Source organism: Rhizorhapis sp. (assembly GCF_035276005.1).
Taxonomy (GTDB): domain Bacteria; phylum Pseudomonadota; class Alphaproteobacteria; order Sphingomonadales; family Sphingomonadaceae; genus Rhizorhapis.
The window spans coordinates 69,609-92,149 of the sequence record NZ_DATEMB010000007.1 but is presented as its reverse complement, the minus strand read 5'-3'; the positions used below and the strand labels follow the sequence as shown (position 1 = coordinate 92,149).

The 22,541-nt window shown below is 61.6% G+C and carries 19 protein-coding genes and 1 tRNA gene; 12 read left to right on the top strand and 8 right to left on the bottom strand.

What is annotated here, in order from left to right; translation table 11 throughout:
* The first annotated feature begins 29 nt into the window (after window positions 1–29).
* The 4 genes from coaBC (at window position 30) to VJS46_RS02250 (ending at window position 2,868) form a co-directional block, all read left to right on the top strand.
* Window positions 30–1,244: a bifunctional phosphopantothenoylcysteine decarboxylase/phosphopantothenate--cysteine ligase CoaBC gene (gene coaBC / locus VJS46_RS02265; protein WP_324057718.1), complete on the top strand. Its 1,215-nt coding sequence runs from the start codon at window positions 30–32 to the stop codon at window positions 1,242–1,244.
* Complete coding sequence (dut, locus tag VJS46_RS02260; RefSeq protein WP_324057717.1) at window positions 1,222–1,680, top strand: dUTP diphosphatase; 459 nt, start codon at window positions 1,222–1,224, stop codon at window positions 1,678–1,680. Before coaBC ends, dut begins: the two co-directional genes overlap by 23 nt.
* Window positions 1,681–1,762: 82 nt before the next feature.
* Window positions 1,763–2,515, top strand: coding sequence for a HesA/MoeB/ThiF family protein (locus tag VJS46_RS02255; protein WP_324057716.1), 753 nt, complete (start codon window positions 1,763–1,765; stop codon window positions 2,513–2,515).
* Window positions 2,503–2,868, top strand: coding sequence for a DsrE/DsrF/DrsH-like family protein (locus VJS46_RS02250; RefSeq protein WP_324057715.1), 366 nt, complete (start codon window positions 2,503–2,505; stop codon window positions 2,866–2,868). Before VJS46_RS02255 ends, VJS46_RS02250 begins: the two co-directional genes overlap by 13 nt.
* Window positions 2,869–2,896: 28 nt before the next feature.
* On the opposite strand, the gene VJS46_RS02245 is transcribed toward VJS46_RS02250, so the two are convergent.
* Window positions 2,897–3,595: an NAD-dependent deacylase gene (locus VJS46_RS02245; protein ID WP_324057760.1), complete on the bottom strand. Its 699-nt coding sequence runs from the start codon at window positions 3,593–3,595 to the stop codon at window positions 2,897–2,899.
* A 39-nt stretch (window positions 3,596–3,634) separates the two neighbouring features.
* Here VJS46_RS02245 and dapB point away from each other — a divergent pair, with 39 nt between their 5' ends.
* The 5 genes from dapB to VJS46_RS02220 all read left to right on the top strand — a co-directional run bounded on the left by dapB (window position 3,635) and on the right by VJS46_RS02220 (window position 7,529).
* A complete protein-coding gene (dapB, locus tag VJS46_RS02240; RefSeq protein ID WP_324057714.1) occupies window positions 3,635–4,399 on the top strand; it encodes a 4-hydroxy-tetrahydrodipicolinate reductase in 765 nt (254 codons plus the stop codon).
* A gap of 93 nt (window positions 4,400–4,492) precedes the next feature.
* On the top strand, window positions 4,493–5,140 hold the full coding sequence (gene nth / locus VJS46_RS02235; protein WP_324057713.1) for an endonuclease III: 648 nt from the start codon (window positions 4,493–4,495) through the stop codon (window positions 5,138–5,140).
* A gap of 85 nt (window positions 5,141–5,225) precedes the next feature.
* Complete coding sequence (locus tag VJS46_RS02230; RefSeq protein WP_324057712.1) at window positions 5,226–5,612, top strand: hypothetical protein; 387 nt, start codon at window positions 5,226–5,228, stop codon at window positions 5,610–5,612.
* A gap of 96 nt (window positions 5,613–5,708) precedes the next feature.
* Window positions 5,709–5,785 (top strand) — tRNA-Arg (locus VJS46_RS02225).
* Window positions 5,786–5,981: 196 nt separating this feature from the next.
* Window positions 5,982–7,529, top strand: a complete 1,548-nt coding sequence (locus VJS46_RS02220) for an AAA family ATPase (protein WP_324057711.1) — start codon at window positions 5,982–5,984, stop codon at window positions 7,527–7,529.
* Between the two features lie 144 nt (window positions 7,530–7,673).
* Here VJS46_RS02220 and VJS46_RS02215 read toward each other — a convergent pair whose 3' ends face one another.
* The 6 genes from VJS46_RS02215 to VJS46_RS02190 form a co-directional block, all read right to left on the bottom strand.
* Entirely contained in the window at window positions 7,674–9,683 is a 2,010-nt protein-coding gene (locus VJS46_RS02215) for an alpha/beta hydrolase domain-containing protein (RefSeq protein ID WP_324057710.1), read from the bottom strand.
* Window positions 9,684–9,694: 11 nt separating this feature from the next.
* Window positions 9,695–11,077: an MFS transporter gene (locus VJS46_RS02210; protein ID WP_324057709.1), complete on the bottom strand. Its 1,383-nt coding sequence runs from the start codon at window positions 11,075–11,077 to the stop codon at window positions 9,695–9,697.
* A complete protein-coding gene (locus VJS46_RS02205) occupies window positions 11,040–12,095 on the bottom strand; it encodes a sugar phosphate isomerase/epimerase (RefSeq protein ID WP_324057708.1) in 1,056 nt (351 codons plus the stop codon). Before VJS46_RS02205 ends, VJS46_RS02210 begins: the two co-directional genes overlap by 38 nt.
* Window positions 12,096–12,110: 15 nt before the next feature.
* Window positions 12,111–13,268 (bottom strand): Gfo/Idh/MocA family oxidoreductase, encoded by a 1,158-nt coding sequence (locus VJS46_RS02200; RefSeq protein ID WP_324057707.1) that lies wholly within the window; start codon window positions 13,266–13,268, stop codon window positions 12,111–12,113.
* Between the two features lie 191 nt (window positions 13,269–13,459).
* Window positions 13,460–14,500 (bottom strand): LacI family DNA-binding transcriptional regulator, encoded by a 1,041-nt coding sequence (locus tag VJS46_RS02195; RefSeq protein ID WP_324057706.1) that lies wholly within the window; start codon window positions 14,498–14,500, stop codon window positions 13,460–13,462.
* Between the two features lie 147 nt (window positions 14,501–14,647).
* A complete protein-coding gene (locus VJS46_RS02190) occupies window positions 14,648–15,580 on the bottom strand; it encodes a sugar phosphate isomerase/epimerase (protein WP_324057705.1) in 933 nt (310 codons plus the stop codon).
* 332 nt (window positions 15,581–15,912) lie between these two features.
* On the opposite strand from VJS46_RS02190, the gene VJS46_RS02185 reads away from it, so the two are divergent.
* Genes VJS46_RS02185 through VJS46_RS02175 form a run of 3 tightly spaced genes read left to right on the top strand, consistent with a single transcriptional unit; the run spans window position 15,913 to window position 20,610 of the window.
* Window positions 15,913–16,503, top strand: a complete 591-nt coding sequence (locus VJS46_RS02185; protein ID WP_324057759.1) for a gluconate 2-dehydrogenase subunit 3 family protein — start codon at window positions 15,913–15,915, stop codon at window positions 16,501–16,503.
* The gene (locus VJS46_RS02180; RefSeq protein ID WP_324057704.1) at window positions 16,500–18,176 is read left to right on the top strand and encodes a GMC family oxidoreductase; all 1,677 of its coding nucleotides are present in this window, start codon (window positions 16,500–16,502) and stop codon (window positions 18,174–18,176) included. Before VJS46_RS02185 ends, VJS46_RS02180 begins: the two co-directional genes overlap by 4 nt.
* 55 nt (window positions 18,177–18,231) lie before the next feature.
* The gene (locus VJS46_RS02175; protein WP_324057703.1) at window positions 18,232–20,610 is read left to right on the top strand and encodes a TonB-dependent receptor; all 2,379 of its coding nucleotides are present in this window, start codon (window positions 18,232–18,234) and stop codon (window positions 20,608–20,610) included.
* A 47-nt stretch (window positions 20,611–20,657) separates the two neighbouring features.
* Here VJS46_RS02175 and VJS46_RS02170 read toward each other — a convergent pair whose 3' ends face one another.
* Window positions 20,658–22,535: an acetyl/propionyl/methylcrotonyl-CoA carboxylase subunit alpha gene (locus VJS46_RS02170; protein WP_324057702.1), complete on the bottom strand. Its 1,878-nt coding sequence runs from the start codon at window positions 22,533–22,535 to the stop codon at window positions 20,658–20,660.
* Window positions 22,536–22,541: the final 6 nt, after the last annotated feature.

Here is a 22,541-nt window from a genome sequence, read left to right as displayed (position 1 = left end):
CCCCGCAGACTCGCTAATAAGCAGCAATAATGAGCAAGCGCATCCTCCTCATCGTCGGCGGCGGCATCGCGGCCTATAAGGCTTGCGAACTCATCCGCCTGATCCGCAAGGCGGGGATGAGCGTTCGCTGCGTCCTGACCGAAGGCGGGGCGCAGTTCATCACCCCAATGACCCTTGCGGCGCTTTCGGAACAGCCCGTCCATACCAGTCTGTGGGATTTGAAGGATGAGGCGGAGATGGGCCATATCCAGCTCTCGCGAGAGGCCGACCTGGTCGTCGTCTGCCCAGCTACTGCGGACCTTATCGCGAAAATGGCGGTCGGCATTGCCGACAGCTTGGCCACCACGCTGCTTCTCGCTACCGATAAGCCAGTACTTATCGCCCCCGCCATGAACGTCCGCATGTGGGAGCATGCCGCCACTGCCCGCAATGTCGAGAAGCTGCGCGGCGACGGCATCCGCATATTGCAGCCGGATGAAGGGCCGATGGCATGCGGCGAATTCGGGGCTGGCCGCCTGCCAGAACCCGAGCGCATCTTCGAAGAGATAAGCAAAAGCCTATACGTGATAGCCGATAAGGAAAAGCTTTCTCCCAAGGGAAAGCTTTCCGGCAAGCATATCCTTGTCACTGCCGGGCCCACGCACGAGCCGATCGACCCCGTCCGCTACATCGCCAACCGCAGTTCGGGCCGGCAGGGCTATGCCATAGCCGCAGCACTGGCGGAGCAAGGCGCGCAGGTGACCCTCATCTCCGGCCCTGTCCATCTCGCCACCCCCGCAGGGGTTACACGCATCGATGTCGAGACCGCGCGCGAGATGCAGGCCGCCGTCGACGCCGCCCTCCCCGCCGACGCCGCCATCATGGTCGCCGCCGTCGCCGACTGGCGCGCAGAGGCGAACGGGCAGAAGATCAAGAAGAAGGGCGATACGCCCCCGCCGATCAAATTGACGGAAAATCCCGACATTCTTTTAGGCCTCGCTCGTCACGCGCAGCGCCCGGCGCTCCTCATCGGCTTTGCCGCAGAGACCGAGCATGTGCTGGAGCACGCCCAGGCCAAGCTTGCGAAGAAGGGCTGCGACTGGATCGTGGCCAATGACGTGTCCGGGGACGTAATGGGAGGCGAGAACAACACCGTCCATATCGTTACCAAAAGCGGCGTCGAGAGTTGGGAAAAGCTCTCCAAGGACGCCGTTGCCCGCAAACTGACGGAGAAGATCGCCGATGCACTCACACCCCCTGCCTGATATCGAAATCCGCCTGAAGCGCCTGCCTCATGGGGAGGGGCTGCCGGTGCCGAGCTACACTACTGATGGCGCTGCGGGCATGGACGTCGTGGCGGCGGAAGAACTGACGCTCGCGCCGGGCCAGCGCCATGCAGTCGCCACGGGTTTCGCGGTGGCCATTCCCCATGGCTATGAAATCCAGGTCCGCCCCCGCTCGGGTCTCGCCCTCAAACATGGCATCAGCGTGCCCAACACCCCCGGCACCATCGACAGCGACTATCGCGGCGAGCTGAAGATCATCATGATCAATCATGGCAGCGAGCCCTTCCCCATCAGGCGCGGCGACCGCGTGGCCCAGATCGTCCCCGCCCCCGTCCAGCGCGCCCGCTTTGCCGAGGTGGCGGAGTTGGACGACACCACACGGGGCGCGGGCGGATTTGGGTCGACGGGGGTGTGAGACAGCGAAGTCGAGGGACATTGGCTTGAGGCAGCATGCCTAGATTTTGCTCGGCATGAACGGATATACATTGCCTATGCCCATGACCCTGACCGACGCCCAACTCGAGCGCTACGCCCGCCATATCATCCTCCGCGAAATCGGCGGCACCGGCCAGGCACGGCTGCTCGAAAGCCATGTCGCAGTCGTCGGCGCGGGCGGCATTGGCAGCCCCGCGATCCTCTATCTCGCTGCGGCAGGCATCGGCCAGCTCACCGTCATCGATGATGATGCGGTGGCCCTCTCCAACCTCCAGCGGCAGGTCCTTTTCACCACCGCCGATATTGACCGTCCCAAGGCTGACGCTGCAAAGGAAGCTGTTGCCCGCCTGACGCCCGACGCCGCCATCATCCCCCTCAGCCAGCGCATCACCGGTGAAAATGCTGAAACCCTGCTCGCCGGGGCCGACGCAATCCTCGACGGCTGCGACAATTTCGAAACCCGTCTCGCCGTCGCCGACGCTGCAACGCGCCTCAAAATCCCGCTCATTTCCGCTGCGGTGGGTCAGTTCGAAGGACAGCTCGGCGTCTATCGCGGCTGGGAAGCGCACAAGCCCTGCTACCGCTGCCTTGTCGGTTCCGATCCGGCGCAGGCAGAGGCAAGCTGCGCCGACCAGGGCGTCATCGGCGCATTGACCGGCGTTCTTGGAAGCCTCGCCGCCCTGGAAACCATCCGCGCCCTTGTCCCCTTCGGGGAGGACGCAGCGGGCAAGCTCCTCATCGCCGACCTCCTCTCGCTTCGTTTCCGCACGCTCAGCCTTCCCAAAGACCCCGGATGCCCCACATGCAGCCGCTGAAGATCGTCATCCTCACCCCTGATCCCGAACGCTTCCGGGGCGCCCTCACCCTCGCAGCCGCCCATGCCGCGCTTGGGGGAGAAGTCGCGATCTTCTGCCAACTCGAAGCCGCCGCCCTCCTGCGCGAGCCCTTTACCGCGCCCAAGGATGCGGAACATGAGGACAAGGGCCTCCCCCCGCTCGCCGAGCTGATGGACGACGCAGCCGAACTTGGCGTCCGCCTTGTTGCGTGCCAGAGCGGCATGGAGTTGTGCGGGATGGATGCGAAGGACTTGCCGCCGGGTGCTATTGTGGGCGGACCGGTAAGTTTTCTGCAGGCGGTCGGGGATGGAGAGCGGCTTCTGGTGATCTGAAGACGCGAATTATCATATCTCGTAAGGATCAGCCCAGCATCTCGGCCACCCAAGCCGGCACTAGCTCCCCAGCCTTCCCCAGCCGCGTCTCATCGAAATAGATGCTCCCCACCGAGGGATCGAGGTTCAGTTCCAGCGTCCGTGCGCCATGGTAGCGGGCCGTCTGCACGAACCCTGCGGCCGGATAGACCGCGCCCGAAGTTCCCACCGACACGAACAGGTCGCATTTGCCCAGCGCCCGGTCGATCCGCTCCATCTCGTAGGGCATCTCGCCAAAGAACACGATGTCGGGCCGCAGCTTCAACGCGCCGCACCCGCCACATTCCGACCCAGGCGGCATTGCTCCCGTCCAGCCCACCGCCTTCCCGCACCCGGCGCAAAGGGCGGAGAGCAGCTCGCCATGCATGTGCAGCACCCGCTTCGCTCCCGCCCGTTCATGCAGGTCATCGACATTCTGCGTGACGATCAGCAGCTCGCCCGGCCACTCCGCGTCCAGGCAGGCAAGCGCCTCATGCGCCGCATTGGGCTTCACCCTATGCAGCTTCGCCCGCCGCTCGTCATAGAAGCGGTGCACCAGCTCCGGGTCGCGGCGCAGCGCTTCGGGCGTGCATACATCCTCCACATGATGCCCCTCCCACAGGCTGTCGGGCCCGCGAAAGGTGGCAAGCCCGCTCTCGGCGGAAATTCCGGCGCCCGTCAGGACAAGGATGTTGCGAATATCTTCCATGACCGCCATGAAGCACGGGCAAAGGGAAAGTTTCAAGACATGACGAAAATAGGCATTTACGGCGCCGCAGGCCGCATGGGGCAGGCAATAGCGCAGGCAGCAGCCGAGGCGGGTCTTTCCGTCGCGGGCGGAGTCGACCGGCCGGGCACCACCGCCTTGATTGCCGGTCAGGCCATCGGCGCGGATCCCGAGGCGCTGGCGCTCGCAAGCGGCGTCCTCATCGACTTTTCGGTTCCCGCCGCGCTGGACGCGCATCTTGCCGCCTGTGCAGTGGCGGGCAAGCCCATCGTCATCGGCACGACCGGCCTTGAAGCGCAGCATCACGCGCTGATCGACAAGGCGGCACAGTCCATTCCCGTCCTCCAGACCGGCAACACCTCGCTGGGCGTCAACCTGCTCGCCGCACTGGTGGAGGAAGCCGCCCGCCGCCTGGGCGAGGATTGGGACATCGAAATCGTCGAGATGCACCACCGGCACAAGGTCGACGCCCCCTCCGGCACGGCGCTACTGCTCGGCGAGGCGGCGGCGCGCGGGCGCGGCATCACGCTCGCCGAGCATAAGGCGAGCGGCCGTGACGGCATCACCGGCGCGCGCAAGGCGGGCGACGTCGGCTTTGCGGCGCTACGCGGCGGCTCGGTCGCGGGCGATCATCAGGTGATCCTTGCCACCGAAGGCGAGCGCATCGAGCTCGGCCACCGCGCCGAAAACCGCACCATCTTCGCGCGCGGAGCAATAAAGGCGGCGCAATGGCTGCGCACCCAGCCCCCCGGCCGCTATGACATGAAGGGCGTTCTGGGGCTGTAACGCACCCGTTCCGGGCCGAGCCTGTCGAAGCCCATATTCTTTTGAAAAGAAGAAAGCCCTTCGACAAGCTCAGGGCGAACGGGACCTGGGGCAATGAAAAAAGCCGACATCTTCGAATTCTACCGCCGACTCGCCGAAACCAATCCAGCGCCGGAGACGGAGCTGGAATATGGCAATGTGTACCAGCTCCTCGTCGCCGTGGTCCTGTCGGCGCAAGCCACCGACGTCGGCGTCAACAAGGCGACCCGCGCCCTTTTCCAGAAAGTGAAAACCCCGCAGCAGATGCTCGATCTGGGCGAGGATGGCCTCAAGGAGCATATCAAGACCATCGGCCTCTTCAACGGCAAGGCAAAGAACGTCATCGCCCTCAGCCAGATCCTCGCCGACCGATATCGCGGCGAGGTTCCGGCCGACCGCGACATTCTCCAGACCCTCCCCGGCGTTGGCCGCAAGACCGCCAATGTCGTCATGAACTGCGCCTTCGGAGCGGAAACCTTCGCGGTCGACACCCACATCTTCCGCATCGGCAACCGCACCGGCCTCGCCCCCGGAAAGACGCCGCTCGCCGTCGAACTGAAGCTCGAAAAGGAAACGCCCCAGCCTTTCCGCCGGCACGCGCATCATTGGCTGATCCTGCATGGCCGCTATATCTGCAAGGCGCGGCGCCCCGAATGCTGGCGCTGCCCGGTCGCGGACCTGTGCCGCTACAAGCCGAAGACACCGCCACCTGCCGAACGCTAACCGGCATTCGCGGCGGAACGTCCTCTATTCAGGATGAATTCATGTCAGGGCTCATAGAGTAGCTTGCTTTTCCAAGGAGGTTAGCATGCGCCCGCTATTATGCCTCATGAGCCTTGCGCTGCTGGCGACCAGCGCGACCGCCGTCGCCGGGAGCAAGAAGCCGGACAATCTGGTTCCGTCGGGCAAGGCCGTCACTTGCGTCCAACTTCGCCAGATTCGAAATACGGAGGTTCGGAACGACCGGACCATCGACTTCCACATGCTGGGCGGCAAGATCTACCGCAATACGCTGCCCCATAGCTGCCCCGGTCTCGGCTTTGAAGAAAGATTCATGTACAAGACCAGCCTGTCGCAGCTCTGTAACGTCGATATCATCACCGTGCTCTATTCGCGCGGCAGCGGCCTGGACCGCGGCGCAAGCTGCGGCCTTGGCAAGTTCCAGCCGATGGCAAAAACGCCGTCCAGAGGCTGATCCCAAATTCAGGGCGGGAATGATGGCGCGGAGCAAATTCGCGCTGGCATCCCGCCCTTCCCTTTGCTAAGCGCAGCGCTCACGCCAGCCGCGTCAGCACCCGTAGCTCAGCTGGATAGAGCGCTGCCCTCCGAAGGCAGAGGTCACAGGTTCGAATCCTGTCGGGTGCGCCATTCTGTCAAAAGCGCAGAAATCCGCTGTCGATGGGTCCCATCCTTCGGGACCAAAGAAGAGAACTCGGCGGCTTGGTTGCCGGGTACGGACTGTCAACTTACAAACACAATGGCCGGTTAAACGGACCTTCGGAGTTCGCCCCATTTATGGCGTGAACACTTCCCTTTTTCCGCTTAGTCAGATTAGAATGGATTCATGCGAGTTCACACCCTCCGCCTTTTGGACTTCAAGCGCTTCCACGATCTGACCATAGATTTGACTGCTCGCTCGACGAAGATTGTCGCGATCGTCGGCCCGAATGGCACGGGCAAGAGCAGTGTATTCGACGCTTTCGAAGAGGTGGCCAGCGTACAGAAAGGGCGTCCCGGAAAACTTGCGACCTATTATCAGAAATCGGCGCATGAAGGAGATGAGCCTCCTCAGGCGCAGTACGATTACAACCAGTCCATCCTGCTAAAAACGGACCAGGGGAAACTAACGCGTACGAGCGTCTATATAAGAAGCGCATACCGTTTCACTCCGCGACTAGAGGTGGGTACTATCCGGAAACTTCCGGACGCAGAGAAGGATGAGAATAGACCACAATATCTGATCGACACAGACACCCGACTTACCGAGAACTACGAGCGGCTGATTGGCCGTTTTTTTGGCGAGGTTTACGGCAAAGATGTCAATGGTGCGACATGGGTGGAACAAAACATTGAAGGAATAAATGCTGTTCTCCGGGAGGTGCTGGATATTAAGATATCTTCGCTGGGCAATCCTGTCGAAGGTCAAGGTAGCCTATACTTCGCGAAGGGCACCTCTCGAAAATTCCCCTATGCCAACCTGTCTGCGGGGGAGAAGGAGATTGTTGACCTAGTGCTTGATCTCTATGTCAAAAAAACGATCTACACAAACAGCATAATTTGTATTGACGAGCCAGAGCTCCACCTGAACACAGCCATACAGCGACGGCTGCTTACAGAACTCGAAAAGCTTGTGCCTGACAACTCCCAGCTATGGGTTGCGACACACAGTATTGGGTTCCTTCGTGCACTTCAGGAGGATCTTAGCGACCAAACCACCATTCTTGATTTCGGTGAAATCGATTTTGATGCGCCACAGACGGTCACCCCCATTTTAGGTTCTCGCGCCGACTGGACGCGCATCTTTGCGACAGCACTTGAGGATCTCACAGGACTCCTAGCTCCCAAACGCATTGTGTATTGCGAAGGTCGGCCTGAGCCAAATGCGAACGGTCAAGAGCAAGGTCTCGACGCCGATATCTACAACGCCGTCTTTCAAGAAAGGCACGCGGACACCCTGTTCGTATCCAGCGGGGGTGGCGGAGAGGTGTCGAAAAATGCGCTGATCGCTCTGCGAATTCTCGGTAAAGCGATTAAAGAGGTACAGCTTGATCTTCTGAAAGATCGGGATGAACTCACCGATGACGAGCGAAATCAGTTTCTTGCGGAAAGTCGCTCACACCGGATGCTTGTTCGGCGAGAGATCGAGAACTACTTGTTCGACAAGCAAGTTTTGCAAGCATTCTGCTTGAGTCGTGGAATTGCGTTCGACGAAGCGCGATATGATTCAGCGGTGACTGATATCCGATCGCAGGATCTTAAACCTTTGCAGCAGGAGATCCAGGCATCTTGCCACTTCAATGGCAGAGTACCCGACTTCAAGCGAGCATTGGTATCAAGCATCGAGCTTGGCTTTGCCGCCTATCAAGAACTTGAAAGTTCGATATTCCCATAGATGACAACAAAAGCGTCCGCTTCGGAGACGCTTTCTGCACGCTTTGTATGACCGAAACGTTGCGCATACCTGCCGATCTTCTGAAATTTCCTCACCCCCCGACTTCCATCCTAATCAAAACCCCGAACTCAATCCGAGCCAATTTCAGCGGAGCACAGCGCTTTCCTCCGCATTTTTCACTATCCCGGCTGCATCGTCAGGCAATAGCCAGCCTTCCGCCATCTGCCGCGTTGCGGCTTCGCGGATGCGGGCGACGAAACCGGCATGGTCGCGGTAACGCTCCTCCAGCGAGAGGCGGGGGTCGCCATTTGCGAGCCGCTCGGCCTTCGTTCGCGCGAATGGAATGAAACCGGCTTCGAAACCGCATCCCTTGCCTTCATCGGCACCCTGGGTTTCGACATTCCAGCCGAGATAGGTGCCGATCGGCACTTGGAGATGGACCGACGGAATACCCGCGGTTTCATTGCCATCGGCGTTCACCCGTGGGACCAGCGACGGCAGCGTCCGGCGCACAAGGGGAGGTTGGCGGGCGATGACCCCGCTCAGGTCCTTGAGGTGTAGGCCATCGCCGAAATCATGGTCGGCAAAGGGGTTGAGCTTGCCTTCCGGGCTCGGCGCGTCCGGAATATGGGGCCAGCCCATTGCACGCTCCGTTGGCTGCACCAGGTCGCCGCCCGCCAGAGTGGGATAGCGGCTGGGCGGCGGGTCCCTGCCCTCGGCCACCCAGGCGACCAGAGCCTTCTGCACCGCCCTGAGGCTCGGTTCGGAAGGGTTGGGATTGCCGGGCAGAAGGCAGGTCATGGGCTTGGCATCGCCCCCAGGCATGAAACCATTGCCCAGGCTGCCGCCATGCGCGGTGCTCGGGAAATAATAGCGCCGGACATTCGCCGGCAATGGGATATCGGCCTTGGCGTCCGTGCCGACAAGGTTGGGAGAGAGGCGCAGGCCCCAGAATTCGGCGGAGCCTACCGTCTCTACGATCTTGGGGCAGGTGCGGCTCGCTGTGCAGCGATCGAGCAGGCTCGACGCGCCCTGGCCGCGCACGCTGTCATTGTACCTCCCCCACCAGAGCGCTCCTTCGCTTCCCGCCTCATAGGCCCCGGCTGCCCCGCCCGGCACGCCGAAGCGGATGTTCAGCGGCACCTGCCGCGCGGCGATGTTGGAGTGGATGCCGTCGAACACTCGCGCGCCCCGTTCGTCGGCGTTGAAGTCCAGGTGCAGAAAGCTGCGCAGGAAATTGCCCGACTGCGATGTCCCTGACCCGATCGTCCAGCGGATGCCGGTCCCGGCGGGATTGGCTGTACCGGAGTCATCCGGTTGGCCGCTGCGGAGGTACGAAACCAGGTCCCTCGTGGCCGCAAAGCCGATGCCCAGCACGAGCGGGTCTATGCTCTCATAGACGATCGTATATGCGGAATTGCCGTCAAAGCCGTCCTTGAGGCACAATTGGCCTGGGTCGGGCGTGCCGGGGAAAGGGCGGGATGTGCAATCGGCAAAGGCCCAGGCGTCCGCCGGGACGGCAGTGCGGGCTCCCGTCCGGTCTTCCCGCCACAATTGCGCCTTGCCGGTGTCGAGCGAGGCTGGCGCGGGCCGCTTGATCCTGTAGTTGATCGCCGCGCTCTTCGCGCCGGACTGGAAGCGGGTCAGCCGGGTGGCGACCTGGCCCCTTATCGGCTTGCCGCCATTGCCGCGCGCGATGGGGACCGTTGCGCTCTGGACGGCGGTCCCTGGATCGAGATCACCTTGCCATCCGCTGACGACCCACACATGGCCATCAGCATTGACACCGCCGCCCCGAAGGAACCCGCTGATCACCCGTCCGCGATTGGGCACGTCATAGTACAGGACGCCGCTGCGCTTTGCCGGGTCCTTGGGACGGGCCAGGCGGTAAGTGGCATTATATTCGACCTTCCCCCGGGCATTTCGCGGCGCGAAGGCAAGGTCGGTGATGATGCGGTTGTGTGGATCGCCAGGGTCGATCTCGCCGAAGAACCTGCCGCTTATGGTCTCATATTCCGCGGCGCCATCGGCCTGAGGACCGGGCTCAGTCCTCTCAATCGTGATGCGCGTCAATTTGGCCGAAGCGGGCATTGCACCGGTCACCAGCGCCGAGCCCAGCAGCAGCAGCAGGGTGCGAACAAGCTTCATCGACATCCTCATCCTTCTCATCCCTGGTTCAATATCTGCGCATTCTCAAGATGATGCCCGTCATCGCCTTTCGGGTGCCGGCTTTCGCGGAGGCTGAAGCGGCGGTCGCTGATCGCGATGGCCGCGAAGATCAGGACCAGCGCCGCCGGGATCAGCGCCACCGCCTGAAAGGAGGCGGAGGCCGCAGCCGCGAGCGGCCCATTCAGCGCTTCCCCGCTCAGCTTGGAGAGCGCTTCGGCACCGCCCGCCGCACTGAGCTTTGCATGGTCGTAGATTCGCCCGATCTGCGGCAGGACAAGATAGGTCGCAGCAGCCCCTGCCGAACCCATCAGCCCGTAGACAAGCGTTCCCCCACGCGGGTAGCGCTCGGTCACCGTCGCGAGCATGGTTGGCCAGAAAAAGCACACGCCGATGCCCCAGGCGGTGGCGGCCACGAGCGCGGTGACCGGACTGTCCGCAACGCTCAGCCCCAAAAGGCCCACCGCGCCGAAGACAGCGCAAATGAGCAGCAAGCCGACATTGGACAGGCGCTTTACCAGCGGCCCCGCGAAGTGCCGCATCACAAACATCAGCGCGCTGACATAGAGCAGCAGCAAAATCCCGCGCATGCCGACAATGGAGCTGAGCGCGAAGTCGACCCATTGTCCCGGCGCGAATTCGGTGGTTGCCGTCATTGTCATGATCAGAAACCACAGAAAGATTGTGGGCTGCCGGACGACCGCGCCGAACATATCGCCTATGGAGGCGCCCTGCGTCACCTCGCCAGCCTCCGGGAATGGTTCGCGCAGCGCCAGCAGCAGTACGAAAGCCGCGCTCGCAAGGGGCGGCAGCGCCGACCAGCGCCAGTCGATGCCCAGGGCGTCGACGCCCAGCCCCAGCAGCGATCCAACGACGATCCCGGCAGGATACCAGGCGTGGAGGACGTTCAACCGATGCGTCTTGTCGTCCGCATATAGCGCGCTGGTCAGCGGATTGATCACTGTCTCCACCAGCCCCCAGCCAATTCCCTGAAGCAGGGTCGCGACACTCAGCAGGTAGAAAATGGCCCGCCCTCCGGCGAGCGCGCCTGCACCGATCACCAGCACCATCCCGCCCATGAGCAGCAGCGCAGCGCAAATCAGCGCACGCCGCGCGGTTATCACATGGAGGAGCGGGCTGGCGATCAACAGGGTGACGGAAAAACCCGCAAAGGCGATGCCGAGTACGCTTCCTAGCAACTCGCTCGACCGGATCGGGTCAAGCGGATTGAGAAAATCGGCCTCTAGGTGCGTTGCCGTCGCTGCCCGCAAGGCCACCGTACTCGCCGCCGTGAACAGCGCGAGCAGCATGATGAGGAAGATGCGCCCCCGGCGCAGACCGGACTCAGATTCCCAGGAAACACCTGCTTCTTTCGACATCATTTCCCTCTCCCGATGCGAAATCTTCGAAATTGCGGCCGGCCACCTTTATGATGTGGTTCTTGACGAAGGCCGCGCCTTCCCGCGCGCCCGCTTCGCTGTCCTTCAAGGCACATTCCCACTCGACAACCGCCCAGCCGGGAAAGTCATATTGAGCGAGCTTGGAGAATATCGCCCGGAAATCGATTTGCCCGTCGCCAAGCGAACGGAAGCGTCCTGCCCGCTCGATCCAGCTTTGATAGCCGCCATAGACGCCGCTGCGTCCGTTCGGCCGGAACTCGGCATCCTTCACGTGCATCATCGCGATGCGCTCGTGATAAATGTCGAGAAATGCCAGATAGTCCATTTGCTGCAGAAGCAGATGACTGGGATCATAGAGCATGTTGGCGCGGGGGTGCCCGCCGACAGCTTCGAGAAAGCGCTCGAATGTCGCGCCGTCATGCAGATCCTCACCCGGATGAATCTCAAAGCACAGGTCAACGCCTGCCTCATCAAAGGCATCGAGGATCGGCCGCCAGCGGCGCGCCAGCTCGGCAAATCCTTCCTCGACAAGGCCGGAGGGCCGTGGCGGCCATGGATAGAATAGCGGCCAGAGCAGCGCGCCCGAAAAGGTCGCATGCGCTGAAAGCCCCAGCCTGCGGCTTGCCAAAGCCGCCAGCCTGAGCTGATCCTTCGCCCACTCGGTCCGCGCCGCCGGACGCCCCCGCACCGCTGCGGGGGCAAAGCTGTCATACATCGCATTCATGGCAGGATGGACGGCGACGAGCTGGCCCTGAATGTGCGTGGAAAGTTCTGTGACCACCAGGCCATGGTCCGCCAGCATCCCCTTCAGCTCATCGCAATAAGCGTCGCTGGTGGCCGCGAGCTGGAGGTCGAAACAGCGTTGATCATTTGCGGGGATCTGCACCCCCGAATAGCCCATTTCGGCCACCCAGGGTGCGATTGCGGCCAGCGAGTCAAAAGGGGGCTGATCCCTCATAAACTGTGCCAGGAAGAGTGCCGGACCCTTGATGGTGCGCATATATATCCTCTGGATTCAGCCGGTGACAGGCTGCCACGCGCCGTTCGCGCGGCTGCTGGCGATGGCGGCTTCGATGAACGCCATGCTGCGCACTCCTTCGCGGACGCCGGGCATGAAGGGTGCTTCTTCGCCCCGAAGCGACAGGACAAAGGCGCGATAGAGATTGGCGAATGCCTCGATATAGCCCTCTGGATGGCCGCCCGGCAGCCGCGTCATCGCGCGTGCGCCGCCGTCGCTCAGCAAATCAGGATTGGCGGTAATCAGCCGAGCAGGCCCGTCGATCGCGCGATGCCAAAGATGGTTGGGCGATTCCTGCGTCCAATGGAGTGCCCCTCTCTCCCCATAAACCCGCAGGTCAAGGCGGTTCTCATCCCCGGCGCAGATCTGGCTGGCGATGAGCGTGCCCCGCGCGCCATCGGCAAAGCGCAGCAGCATGGCGCCGTCATCGTCCAGGCGGCGCTCGGGAAATGTCGCGCGGATATCGGCGCTCACTTCCGCAATATCGGACCCCGTGACAAACTCTGCGAGACTTTGCGCATGGACGCCGATGTCGCCCAGTGCACCGCCAACTCCCGCAGTCTCCGGCGAGGTGCGCCAGGCCGCCTGACGGTTGCCGTGACGCTCGACCGGCTGCGCGAGCCAGCCCTGCGTGTAGTTCACCACAACGCGGCGTATGGCACCGATTCCGCCCGAGGCGATGATCGAGCGCGCTTCGTGGACCAGCGGATATCCGAGATAAGTGTAAGTGACCGCGAACGCCGCGCCCGAACTCTCGACCGCACGCTGAAGGTCACGCGCTTCGGCAAGATTGCGGGCCAGCGGCTTTTCGCAGAGCACCGCGAAACCGCGGGCCAGCGCGGCCGCCGCAATGGGAGCGTGAAGATGATTGGGGGTGACGATTGCTACGAACTCCGGCCGCTCCGGGGCCGGACGATCCGCTTCTCGCGCAAGCAGGGCCTCATAATCCTCATGGATCCGATCGGGCGGGAGCCCCAGTTGAAGGCTCGTCTCGCGATTGCGCTCTGGGTCCGGGCTGAAGGCGCCCGCGCAAAGACTTACAAGGCCATCGAGAGCGGCAGCCTTGCGGTGCACGGGTCCGATGAAGGAGCCCGGCCCACCCCCGATCATCGCCATACGCACGCGATTGGCGCCGGTCGGATATCCCGTGCTCATGCTTGGAATCTCTCCTGACACTTTTCAACCTGCCCCTATGGTAACGATTACATCACAATATGGGACGCCACGCACGGTGCTTGGCAACAGGATATGGTGGATTGTAGCTACGCTCGATTCTTGTAATCGTTTCCATTTTTGTGAGTGAATTAAACGGTCCTGTCAAGCTCTTGTGGTTCCTGAAACGTGCCCTAACCGTTGTCGGTGCTCAGCGGGACGGAAGCGGTAAGCGGGCCCGCGGAAGCGCGCTTCACCAGCTCGTGCGGCAGAACGATCCGCTCGCCTTGCGCGGCGGTCCCGTCGAGAACGCTGATCATCAGCCGCATTGCAGCTTCGCCGATCTCCACTGTCGGCTGCGCGATGGTCGTCAGCGGCGGTTCGGCATATTCGGCAAATCTTATGTCGTCGAAACCAATGATCGCCAGATCGCCCGGCATTTTCAGCCCGGCCTCCCGCGCTGCCTTTTGCGCACCGATGGCCATTTCATCATTGGCGCAGAAGATGGCCGTCGGCCGTACGTCCCTCGCCAGCAACCGGGTCATCGCGATGTAGCCGGACCGTATGGAGAAATCGCCCTCGACGACGAGATTTCGCTCAAAGCGGATATGCGCGGTCTTCAGCGCATCGCGATAACCCTGAAGGCGGTCCCCGCTCAGCGGATTGTCCTTGGGGCCGCTGATCGTTGCAATGCGCTTGTGGCCCAAATCGATCAGGTGCTCGGTCGCAAGCCGCGATGCCGCTATATTGTCGATTTCCACGCTCGGGCTCGACAGGCCGTCGAAGCGTTCGCAGGCGAGCACGAGCGGGATCGGCGGCTCGCGATCTTCCGCAAGGCTTTCCTGAACGATGGTGGGCAGGCGCGACCCAAGAAGAATGAGGCCATCCGCGCCTTTGCTGGTCAGCATTGCCGTGTAGCGGTCCAGACGCTCCTGATTGTTCTGGGTCTCGCCGAGCAGAATCTTGTAGCCATTGTCATGGGCGATGTTTTCGATGCCCTGAACGACGCCGGAATAAAATGGATTGTGGATGTTTGGAACCACGACAATGATGGTATCGCTCCGCTGCCGCCTGAGGCTGCTTGCGACCAGATTCGGGCTGTAATCAAGCGCGGCGATTGCCTGCTTCACTTTCTCGATCGTGGCAGGGCGCACCACTCCCGGCTTGGCAAGCGCACGCGAAACGGTGGCCACGGAGACCCCTGCCAGTCGTGCGATGTCCCTGATGTTCGTCAATTTTCCTTCTCGACCTTCAACGGAGAGATAGTGGGACGGAGGTCCGGGCGACGCTGCCGGGTTTGGTTTAATATGAGAGCATGACGGCAAAGGGCGAACCCTGCTCTTCGTCCGCGACCTGCCCCCGCTTCGCCAGATCGCCTCACATCACCGCCGGAACATGATATCGTTCAGATAGCCATAGGATGCAAGCGCCGCAGCCATTGAATTGGGCAAGTTGTCCCCTTCGAAATAGAAATGATCGATACCGGCCGAGCGTCCGTCCTGGATGAACGACTTGATATCCAGGACGCCGCTGCCCAGGCTGGTGCTGCCGCCATCCTTGGAACGATCCTTGAGGTGGGCGAGCCGAAACCGGTCCTTATATTCGGCGAGATATTGCTTGGGATCGCCACCGGCCTTGGTGATCCAGAAGAGGTCCAGTTCCAACTTGACCGTGTCAGGATCGGTATTTTCGACGATGACGTCATAGGGAACAAAGCCCTGCCGGGGGCGAAACTCATCGTCATGATTGTGGAAAGCGAAGGTCAATCCCTCCCGCTTGCACATTGCCCCGGCTTTGTTGAAGGCGCGGCAAAGCAAATCCATCTCGGTTCGCGATGCGGTCTGGTGCGGCCAGACCATAGGCCAGACAATATATTGCTGTCCAAGAGCCTTGGCGGAGGGGATGCTTTTCTCGATCACGCGTTCCACTTGGTCCGTGGCCGTTTGCGCGACGGCGACCCGCAGAAAATCTTCATATTTGGTCCGGCCGAGCACCAGGTCACGGAAATGACCGTAGAAATCCAGCGGAGCCACATGCTGCGACGCCGAGCGCAGATCATTTTTGTCCAGCAGATCCCGCACTTCCCGGGGATCACGGCCGAAAGACCCCATTGTCTCGACCTCCCGATAACCAATGGCCGCGAGCCGGGCGAGCGTTTGGGAAAAATTCTCCTCGAGCAAGGAGAGCACGGTATAGAGCTGGATACCCATCGGCGGCGCTTGCCTGTCCGGCAGGATGGCTGCGCCGGAACCAACAGCCGAAACCAGGCCGCCGGTGGCAATCAACCCCTGAAGAAGAAGTCGTCGGGTGAGCACCGCATCTCTCCTCGAATATATCGGCCCCCAAGGTGCTTCACACCCTTTCGCAGACCTTATGAAAACGGTTACATCGTTAATGCGGCGAGCGGGCGCGGTCAAGCATTGCGCACGGCCCTTGTTTCAATCTGGAAAGTGCATTGAGGATGACCTCAGTGCACGTCAATCATGTCCGCATAACCCTCCCCGCCAGCGCGTCGGGCCAGAGCACCCACGGCCGCAAATGACTCAAGGTTCAACTTTCTATTGAATGTAATCGTTTTCTATGCAGTATAGTGCCTGAAATAAGACTGACGGCGCACTGATCGATTCACTTGGGGAGTGGAGGCTTGATGCGACACGAGATGGCGGAACTCCCGCATGGATTAGGGAGGAGAGAGCTTCTTCAGCACGGACTGAGCCTGGCGGCCGCACTGGCCATCGCTGATCCTGTATGGGCTGCGGTTCAAACTTCCGCGAAAGACGCCGGGTTCGCGCCGCTGCTGCGGGAACTTGGCAACCTTACCTTGCCGGAGACGGATACGCCGGGCGCAGGATCAATGGAAATCGCCCAGTTTGTAGCCCTTGCCGTGAAGCACGGAATGCTGGGATCGCCCTCTGACAGCATCGTCCGGCTTGCGGCGGTCCTGGATGAACGTGCCGGGCAAGCCTTTTTGTCTGCCCCGCCGCCCCTCCGGCACGATGTCCTGGCCGCTATCGATGCCGACGCCATGTCCCCCGCTTTGCCCCCCGATCGTCCGGAAATATGCTGGCTTCACATCAAGCGGCTGATCGTCCTTGGCTATTACACATCGGAAGCCGGCGCCTCCCAGGAACTGGTTTATGAACCTGTGCCCGGACGTTTCGACGCCGACAAGGTGGCCCCTGCCGGCGGGCGGGCCATGGCAAATGACTGGTTCGGAAATGGGCTTTCAGCATCATGAGCATGGATTTCGATGCCATCGTCGTGGGCTCCGGCATTACCGGGGGCTGGGCGGCCAAGGAGCTGACGGAGCGAGGGCTCAAAGTGCTCATGATCGAGCGCGGCCCGATGATCGAACATGGCAGCGGATATACTACAGAGACGCTGGCCCCATGGGAGATGCCGTTCCGGGGGCTCGGAAATCCGGAATTGGTCAAGCAGGACTATCCGGTCCAGAGCCGGTCGGTGGCATTCGACGAATTCACCAGAAGCCATTTTGTGAACGACCGGGAGAACCCCTACCAGTCCTCTACCCCGTTCAACTGGATCCGTGGTTACCAGGTGGGCGGCAGGTCGCTGATCTGGGGCCGCCAATGTTACCGTTGGAGCGATCTGGACTTCGGCGCCAACAAGGCTGACGGGCATGGAGAGGACTGGCCGATCCGCTATGCCGACCTTGCCCCCTGGTATGATCATGTCGAGCGGTTCATCGGCGTCTCGGGCTCGATCGAGAATCTTCCGCAACTGCCCGACGGCCGGTTTCAGCCCCCGATGCAGATGAATGCCGTTGAGCAGCAACTGGCCCGCGCCGTCGCCGCTCGATATGCCGGACGGCGCGTCATCATTGGCAGGACCGCGAACCTGACCGAGGACTTGCCCGGCCGTTCCAAATGCCAATACAGGGGTATTTGCGGCCGCGGCTGTTCCTTCGGCGCGTATTTCAGCACGCAGAGCTCGACGCTGCCAGCAGCACAAGCCACTGGCCGCCTCACGATCCTTCCTGACAGTCTGGTGGCAAGCCTCAATTATGATCCGGTAGCCAGGAAAGTAACCGGCGCACAGATTATCGACACGGCGACAAGGCAGAAACGCACGGTCACCGCCCGGATCATTTTCTTGTGCGCCGGTTCGATCAACAGCTTGAGCATCCTTCTCCGCTCAAGGAGCGAAAGCATGCCCAATGGGCTTGCGAATAGCAGCGGCCGGCTTGGGCGCTATTTCATGGATCACGGCCTTGCGATGTCGACCATCGTTGAGGTGCCTGGTTTCGAAGACCATAATTATTTCGGCAATCGCCCGAACGGCATCTTCATTCCGCGCTACATCAACGTCACGGAGCCGGAACCGGCGCTTTTGCGCGGTTATTCCTTTCAGGGCTTCGCCTATCGGGCGCAATGGACACGCGCCTATCGCACGCCCGGCATTGGCGCCGAATTCAAGGCCCGCTTCCGCGCTTCGGGCAGTTGGCACATGCTCCTGGCGGCCTTTGCGGAGGGCCTGCCGATGGCGGACAATCGCGTGACGCTCGATCCGGTGGCTACCGATGCCTACGGCCTGCCGCAGACGCGTATCGAACATAGCTATGCCCCCAATGATCGGGCACTTCTGCGCCATGCAGAGGAAGAGGCGGTTCGCATGGCCAGCCTCATCGGCGGCAAGGTGATCGTGCGGTCGGCCGATCCTGGTCCAGGCGGTACGGCGATCCACGAGATGGGGGGCGCCGCGATGGGCCATGATCCCGCCCGTTCAGTGCTCAATGCCGGCAATCAAGCGCATGACGTCCAGAATTTGTTCGTAACGGACGGCGCGGCGATGGCTTCCACGGCCTGTCAGAACCCCTCGCTCACCTACATGGCGCTTACCGCGAGAGCCTGCAACGCGGCCGTATCGAAGATGCAAGCAGGAATATTGTGATTTGTCCGCCCAATCCAAAGCGCATATTATAATGTAATCGGTTACAGGAGAGGATATGAAAGAAGTGACTTTTGGGGTAGGAATTGGCCTCGCCACGCTGGCTCTGATGAGCGAAGCACACGCACAGGACGCGACAGCCGCAAGCCCAAATGCCGCAGACGGGATCACAGACATTGTGGTGACGGCGACCCGTTCGAGTGAGCGCTTGAGCCGGGTTCCGGTCAGCGTCACCGCCTTTGACCAGGCGAAGCTGGATGAGGAGGGGGTGCGCAGCGTTGATGATGTTGCGCGGCTGACGCCGGGCGTCGTGTTCACGCGAACGGGTTTTGCCGGGAACAATCAGATCGCCATCCGCGGCATTTCCTCGACCGTCGGTGCATCCACCACCGGCGTCTATATTGATGACACGCCGATCCAGGTCCGCTCGCTGGGCTTTGCCTCGGCTACCGCCTATCCCGAGGTGTTCGATCTCGCGCGTGTCGAAATCCTTCGGGGACCCCAGGGGACGCTCTTCGGCGCCGGTTCGCAGGGCGGCACGGTCCGCTTCATCAGCCCGCAGCCCGGCCTTGAGGACTATAGCGGCTATGCCCGCGCCGAACTCTCCTTCACCGAGAATGGCAGCCCCAATTGGGAGCTGGGCGCAGCCGTCGGCGGTCCGCTTGTCGAAGACCAGCTCGGCTTCCGGGCCAGCATCTGGCGCCGCCACGAGGGCGGCTTTGTCGATAAGGTGTCGCAGTTCGATGGCAGTGTGCTCGAAAAGGATGCCAACTCGCGCAATGCCCTCGCCGCGCGCTTCGCACTCGGCATGAAACCGGCGGATTGGCTGACGATCACGCCCAGCGTCTATTATCAGCGCTCCACTGCCCATGGTTCTTCTCAATATATGGATCGCATTTCCGATCCCGGCCGCGGAATATTTCGCAATGCCGAACCGATTCTCAGCCGTTTTACCGACAGGTTCATTCTGCCAAGCTTGAACATCGAGGCCGATCTAGGTGCGTTCACGCTGACCTCCGTCACATCGAAATTCATCCGCAGGGCGCGGCCGCTCCAGGACTATACCCTGACATTCCCGGCCTTCTTGCTCGGTTTCAATATTTTCCGGGACAACCTCTTCATTCCGCGCGTGCCTGATTACACGGTCGGCTCGCTATACCAGGCCAAGCAGGACAACTTTACCCAGGAAGTGCGGTTGCAACTGTCCCGGCCGGAAGCCGGTCTGACAGGCATCATCGGCGTTTTCATACAGCGTGCCAGGCAGACAACCCGGCAGACCTTTATCGATCCCTTACTACCTGAACTGGTTTCCAGTTACTTCCCCGGTGCAACAGTCGAACAAATCTTTGGCGTACCGATGATCGACGCCACCACCTCTTATGTGGCGACAGACACAGCCAGGGACGATCAGGAAGCCCTGTTCGGTGAGCTAACCTATTCCGTCACTGATCGTTTGAAGCTGACCGCCGGCGCCCGCTATTCAAGCACCTCGCTCGACTATTCGACCTCTCAAGCCGGTCCCTGGGCGCGCGTCGCAAGCCTTTCCACCGCCGGGAAGCAGAAGGAAAAGCCGTTCACGCCCAAATTCGGTGTCACCTACGAATTCGACAACAGCAACATGGTCTATGCCACCGCCGCCAAGGGCTTCCGGGTGGGTGGCGTCAACAAACCGATTCCCGTCGTCAACGATGCTTGCCGCAGAACGCTGGACACCTTCGGTCTGACACAAGAAGTCGCCCCTTATAATTCGGACAGCGTCTGGAGTTACGAGGTCGGCGCCAAGAACAGCAATCTGCTGGGTGGGCGCCTTCAACTCTATACCAGCGCCTACTACATCAAATGGTCGAAGATCCAGCAATCGGTACCGCTTCCGAATTGCGGGTTCAACTTTGTCGGTAATCTCGGTTCCGCGGTGAGCAAGGGCGTCGACGTCCAGTTCCAGGCCAAAATAGTGGACGGATTACAGCTCGGCGGATCGGTTGCCTATAATAGCGCTTATTATACAGAAACGGTGCTCGGCGCCCCGAGCGGGCCGAGTGGCACTCGCGGAATCATCGTAAATGATGGGAATGCACTTCCCACGGCGCCGTGGATGGTGACACTCAACGCTGACTTCGAACATGAGTTCGCCACCGACTGGCGTGGCTATGCGCATTTGACCTACACCTACCGATCCCGCAATGACCGGCTCCTACCGCAACAGGACCGGGCTACTCTGTCGTACAGCCCTGACGCCTTTGACGGGCAGGCCACGCATCTGGTCAACCTGCGCACAGGCGTGCAGATGTCCGGATTCGATCTTTCGCTGTTTGCCAATAATCTGCTCAACGCCCATCCCAGGCTGACGCGAAACAACCGCGCCAGCGGCGCTCTGATTTTCTTCAGCACAACCTTCGTCCCGCGGACCATCGGAGTGACGGGAACGTATAAATTTTGATTTGATGCTGAAACCGGCCGGCGTGGACATATCCACCCGGCCCCCTATCAGTCCGCCGGCGATTCCTCTTTGACGACCCGCGCCAGCGTGGCGCCTTCTGAAACCTGACCGCCAACGCTTACCTTCAATTCGGCGACAATGCCGTCGAAGGGTGCGATCATCGCCTGCTCCATCTTCATCGCTTCCATGACGAGGAGCTTCTGCCCCTTCGTGACATGATCGCCCTCTGCCACGTCAACGGTGATGATCCGGCCGGGCATCGGCGCCAGCAACGCGCCGTCGGATGCGCCGCCGGAACCCCCTGCATCGCCAGTGCGGGGAGCATGGATGGACCAGCCCTGGCCGCTGTCGAACAGGACGGTTTCGCCCGCCACGTCGACCACGATACCGGTCCCACGGCCATCGAGCATTGCGGCATGTTCCGCCCCCCCGATCGCCACGCGCACGCGCCGGTCGGCCGGTGCGTTGGCGCGAAAGCCGCTGAGAGCACCCCACAGCCCCCTCTGATGAGCATTGACAACCGCGTGCGCCGCTGCGGCGATCGCGCCGCCGGATGGTTCTCCCGAAGGAATGAGGCGTCCGGCATGGCGTTCGATCAGCCCGGTGTCGATCGTGCCCGCAACGAAGTCTGGATCGGCGGCGGCGCGGGCGAGGAAAGCAGCATTGGTCTTTACTGGCCAGACTTGAACATTCGCGGCGGCCTCGGCCAGCTTCGCCGCAGCCATCCCGCGCGAGGGCGCATGGACGATCAGCTTTGCGATCATCGGATCATAATGCGGCGTGATCTCGCAGCCTTGCTCAACGCCGCTGTCAACGCGGATGCCATCAGGGAATCGCAGGTGCGTCAACGGGCCGGTCGAGGGCAGGAAACCGGTAGCCGGATTTTCTGCATAAAGGCGCGCCTCCATGGCCCAGCCATTGATGGCAAGCTCGTCCTGGCGCTTTGGCAGCGCTTCTCCCGACGCGACGCGAAGCTGCCATTCGACCAGATCCTGTCCGGTGATCGCTTCTGTGACAGGATGTTCCACCTGGAGCCGCGTGTTCATTTCCATGAACCAGATGCGGTCGGCGCGCAGCCCTTCGGATGCGTCCGCGATGAACTCGATCGTTCCTGCGCCCACGTAATCGACTGCCCGCGCGGCCTTTACCGCCGCTTCGCATACTGCAGCGCGCGTCTCCGCGTCCATGCCCGGGGCGGGCGCCTCTTCGATGACCTTCTGATGGCGGCGCTGAAGCGAGCAGTCGCGCTCGAACAGATGCACGGCATTGCCGTGGGTGTCGCCGAATATCTGCACCTCTATATGGCGAGGCCCAAGAATATATTTCTCGATCAGCACCCTGTCATCGCCGAAGGAAGAGGCTGCCTCGCGTTGGCAGGAGGCAAGAGCGTCAAGGAAATCAGGGGCCTCGTCGACGCGGCGCATGCCCTTGCCGCCGCCGCCAGCCACCGCCTTAATCAGCACCGGATAACCGATCCTGTCGGCCTCTGCCTTCAGATGCTCCGGCCTCTGATCATTGCCCATATAACCGGGGGTGACGGGCACACCCGCCTCGATCATCAATGCCTTGGCCGCGTCTTTGAGCCCCATGGCCCGGATGGAGGCCGGCGGCGCGCCCACCCAGATGAGGCCCGCTGCCTGCACCGTCTCCGCAAATTCCGCATTTTCCGAAAGGAAGCCATAGCCGGGATGGATGGCGTCCGCTCCGCTAGCCTTGGCGGCCTCGAGAATCCGTTCCTGAACGAGATAGGATTCCCGCGCTGGAGCAGGACCGATGCACACCGCCTGATCGGCGTCCCTGACGAAGGGCATATGTGCGTCGGCCTCGCTGTGGACGGCGATGGTGCGGATGCCCAGCCGGCGGGCAGTGCGGATGATGCGGCAAGCGATTTCGCCGCGATTGGCAATGAGAAGATTGTTGATCACCACGCT

Coding starts and splice junctions, on each gene's coding strand:
- coaBC (WP_324057718.1), top strand. CDS start 30: ATGAGCAAGCGCATCCTCCTCATCGTCGGCGGCGGCATCGCGGCCTAT.
- dut (WP_324057717.1), top strand. CDS start 1,222: ATGCACTCACACCCCCTGCCTGATATCGAAATCCGCCTGAAGCGCCTG.
- VJS46_RS02255 (WP_324057716.1), top strand. CDS start 1,763: ATGACCCTGACCGACGCCCAACTCGAGCGCTACGCCCGCCATATCATC.
- VJS46_RS02250 (WP_324057715.1), top strand. CDS start 2,503: ATGCAGCCGCTGAAGATCGTCATCCTCACCCCTGATCCCGAACGCTTC.
- VJS46_RS02245 (WP_324057760.1), bottom strand. CDS start 3,595: ATGGAAGATATTCGCAACATCCTTGTCCTGACGGGCGCCGGAATTTCC.
- dapB (WP_324057714.1), top strand. CDS start 3,635: ATGACGAAAATAGGCATTTACGGCGCCGCAGGCCGCATGGGGCAGGCA.
- nth (WP_324057713.1), top strand. CDS start 4,493: ATGAAAAAAGCCGACATCTTCGAATTCTACCGCCGACTCGCCGAAACC.
- VJS46_RS02230 (WP_324057712.1), top strand. CDS start 5,226: ATGCGCCCGCTATTATGCCTCATGAGCCTTGCGCTGCTGGCGACCAGC.
- VJS46_RS02220 (WP_324057711.1), top strand. CDS start 5,982: ATGCGAGTTCACACCCTCCGCCTTTTGGACTTCAAGCGCTTCCACGAT.
- VJS46_RS02215 (WP_324057710.1), bottom strand. CDS start 9,683: ATGTCGATGAAGCTTGTTCGCACCCTGCTGCTGCTGCTGGGCTCGGCG.
- VJS46_RS02210 (WP_324057709.1), bottom strand. CDS start 11,077: ATGATGTCGAAAGAAGCAGGTGTTTCCTGGGAATCTGAGTCCGGTCTG.
- VJS46_RS02205 (WP_324057708.1), bottom strand. CDS start 12,095: ATGCGCACCATCAAGGGTCCGGCACTCTTCCTGGCACAGTTTATGAGG.
- VJS46_RS02200 (WP_324057707.1), bottom strand. CDS start 13,268: ATGAGCACGGGATATCCGACCGGCGCCAATCGCGTGCGTATGGCGATG.
- VJS46_RS02185 (WP_324057759.1), top strand. CDS start 15,913: ATGCGACACGAGATGGCGGAACTCCCGCATGGATTAGGGAGGAGAGAG.
- VJS46_RS02180 (WP_324057704.1), top strand. CDS start 16,500: ATGAGCATGGATTTCGATGCCATCGTCGTGGGCTCCGGCATTACCGGG.
- VJS46_RS02175 (WP_324057703.1), top strand. CDS start 18,232: ATGAAAGAAGTGACTTTTGGGGTAGGAATTGGCCTCGCCACGCTGGCT.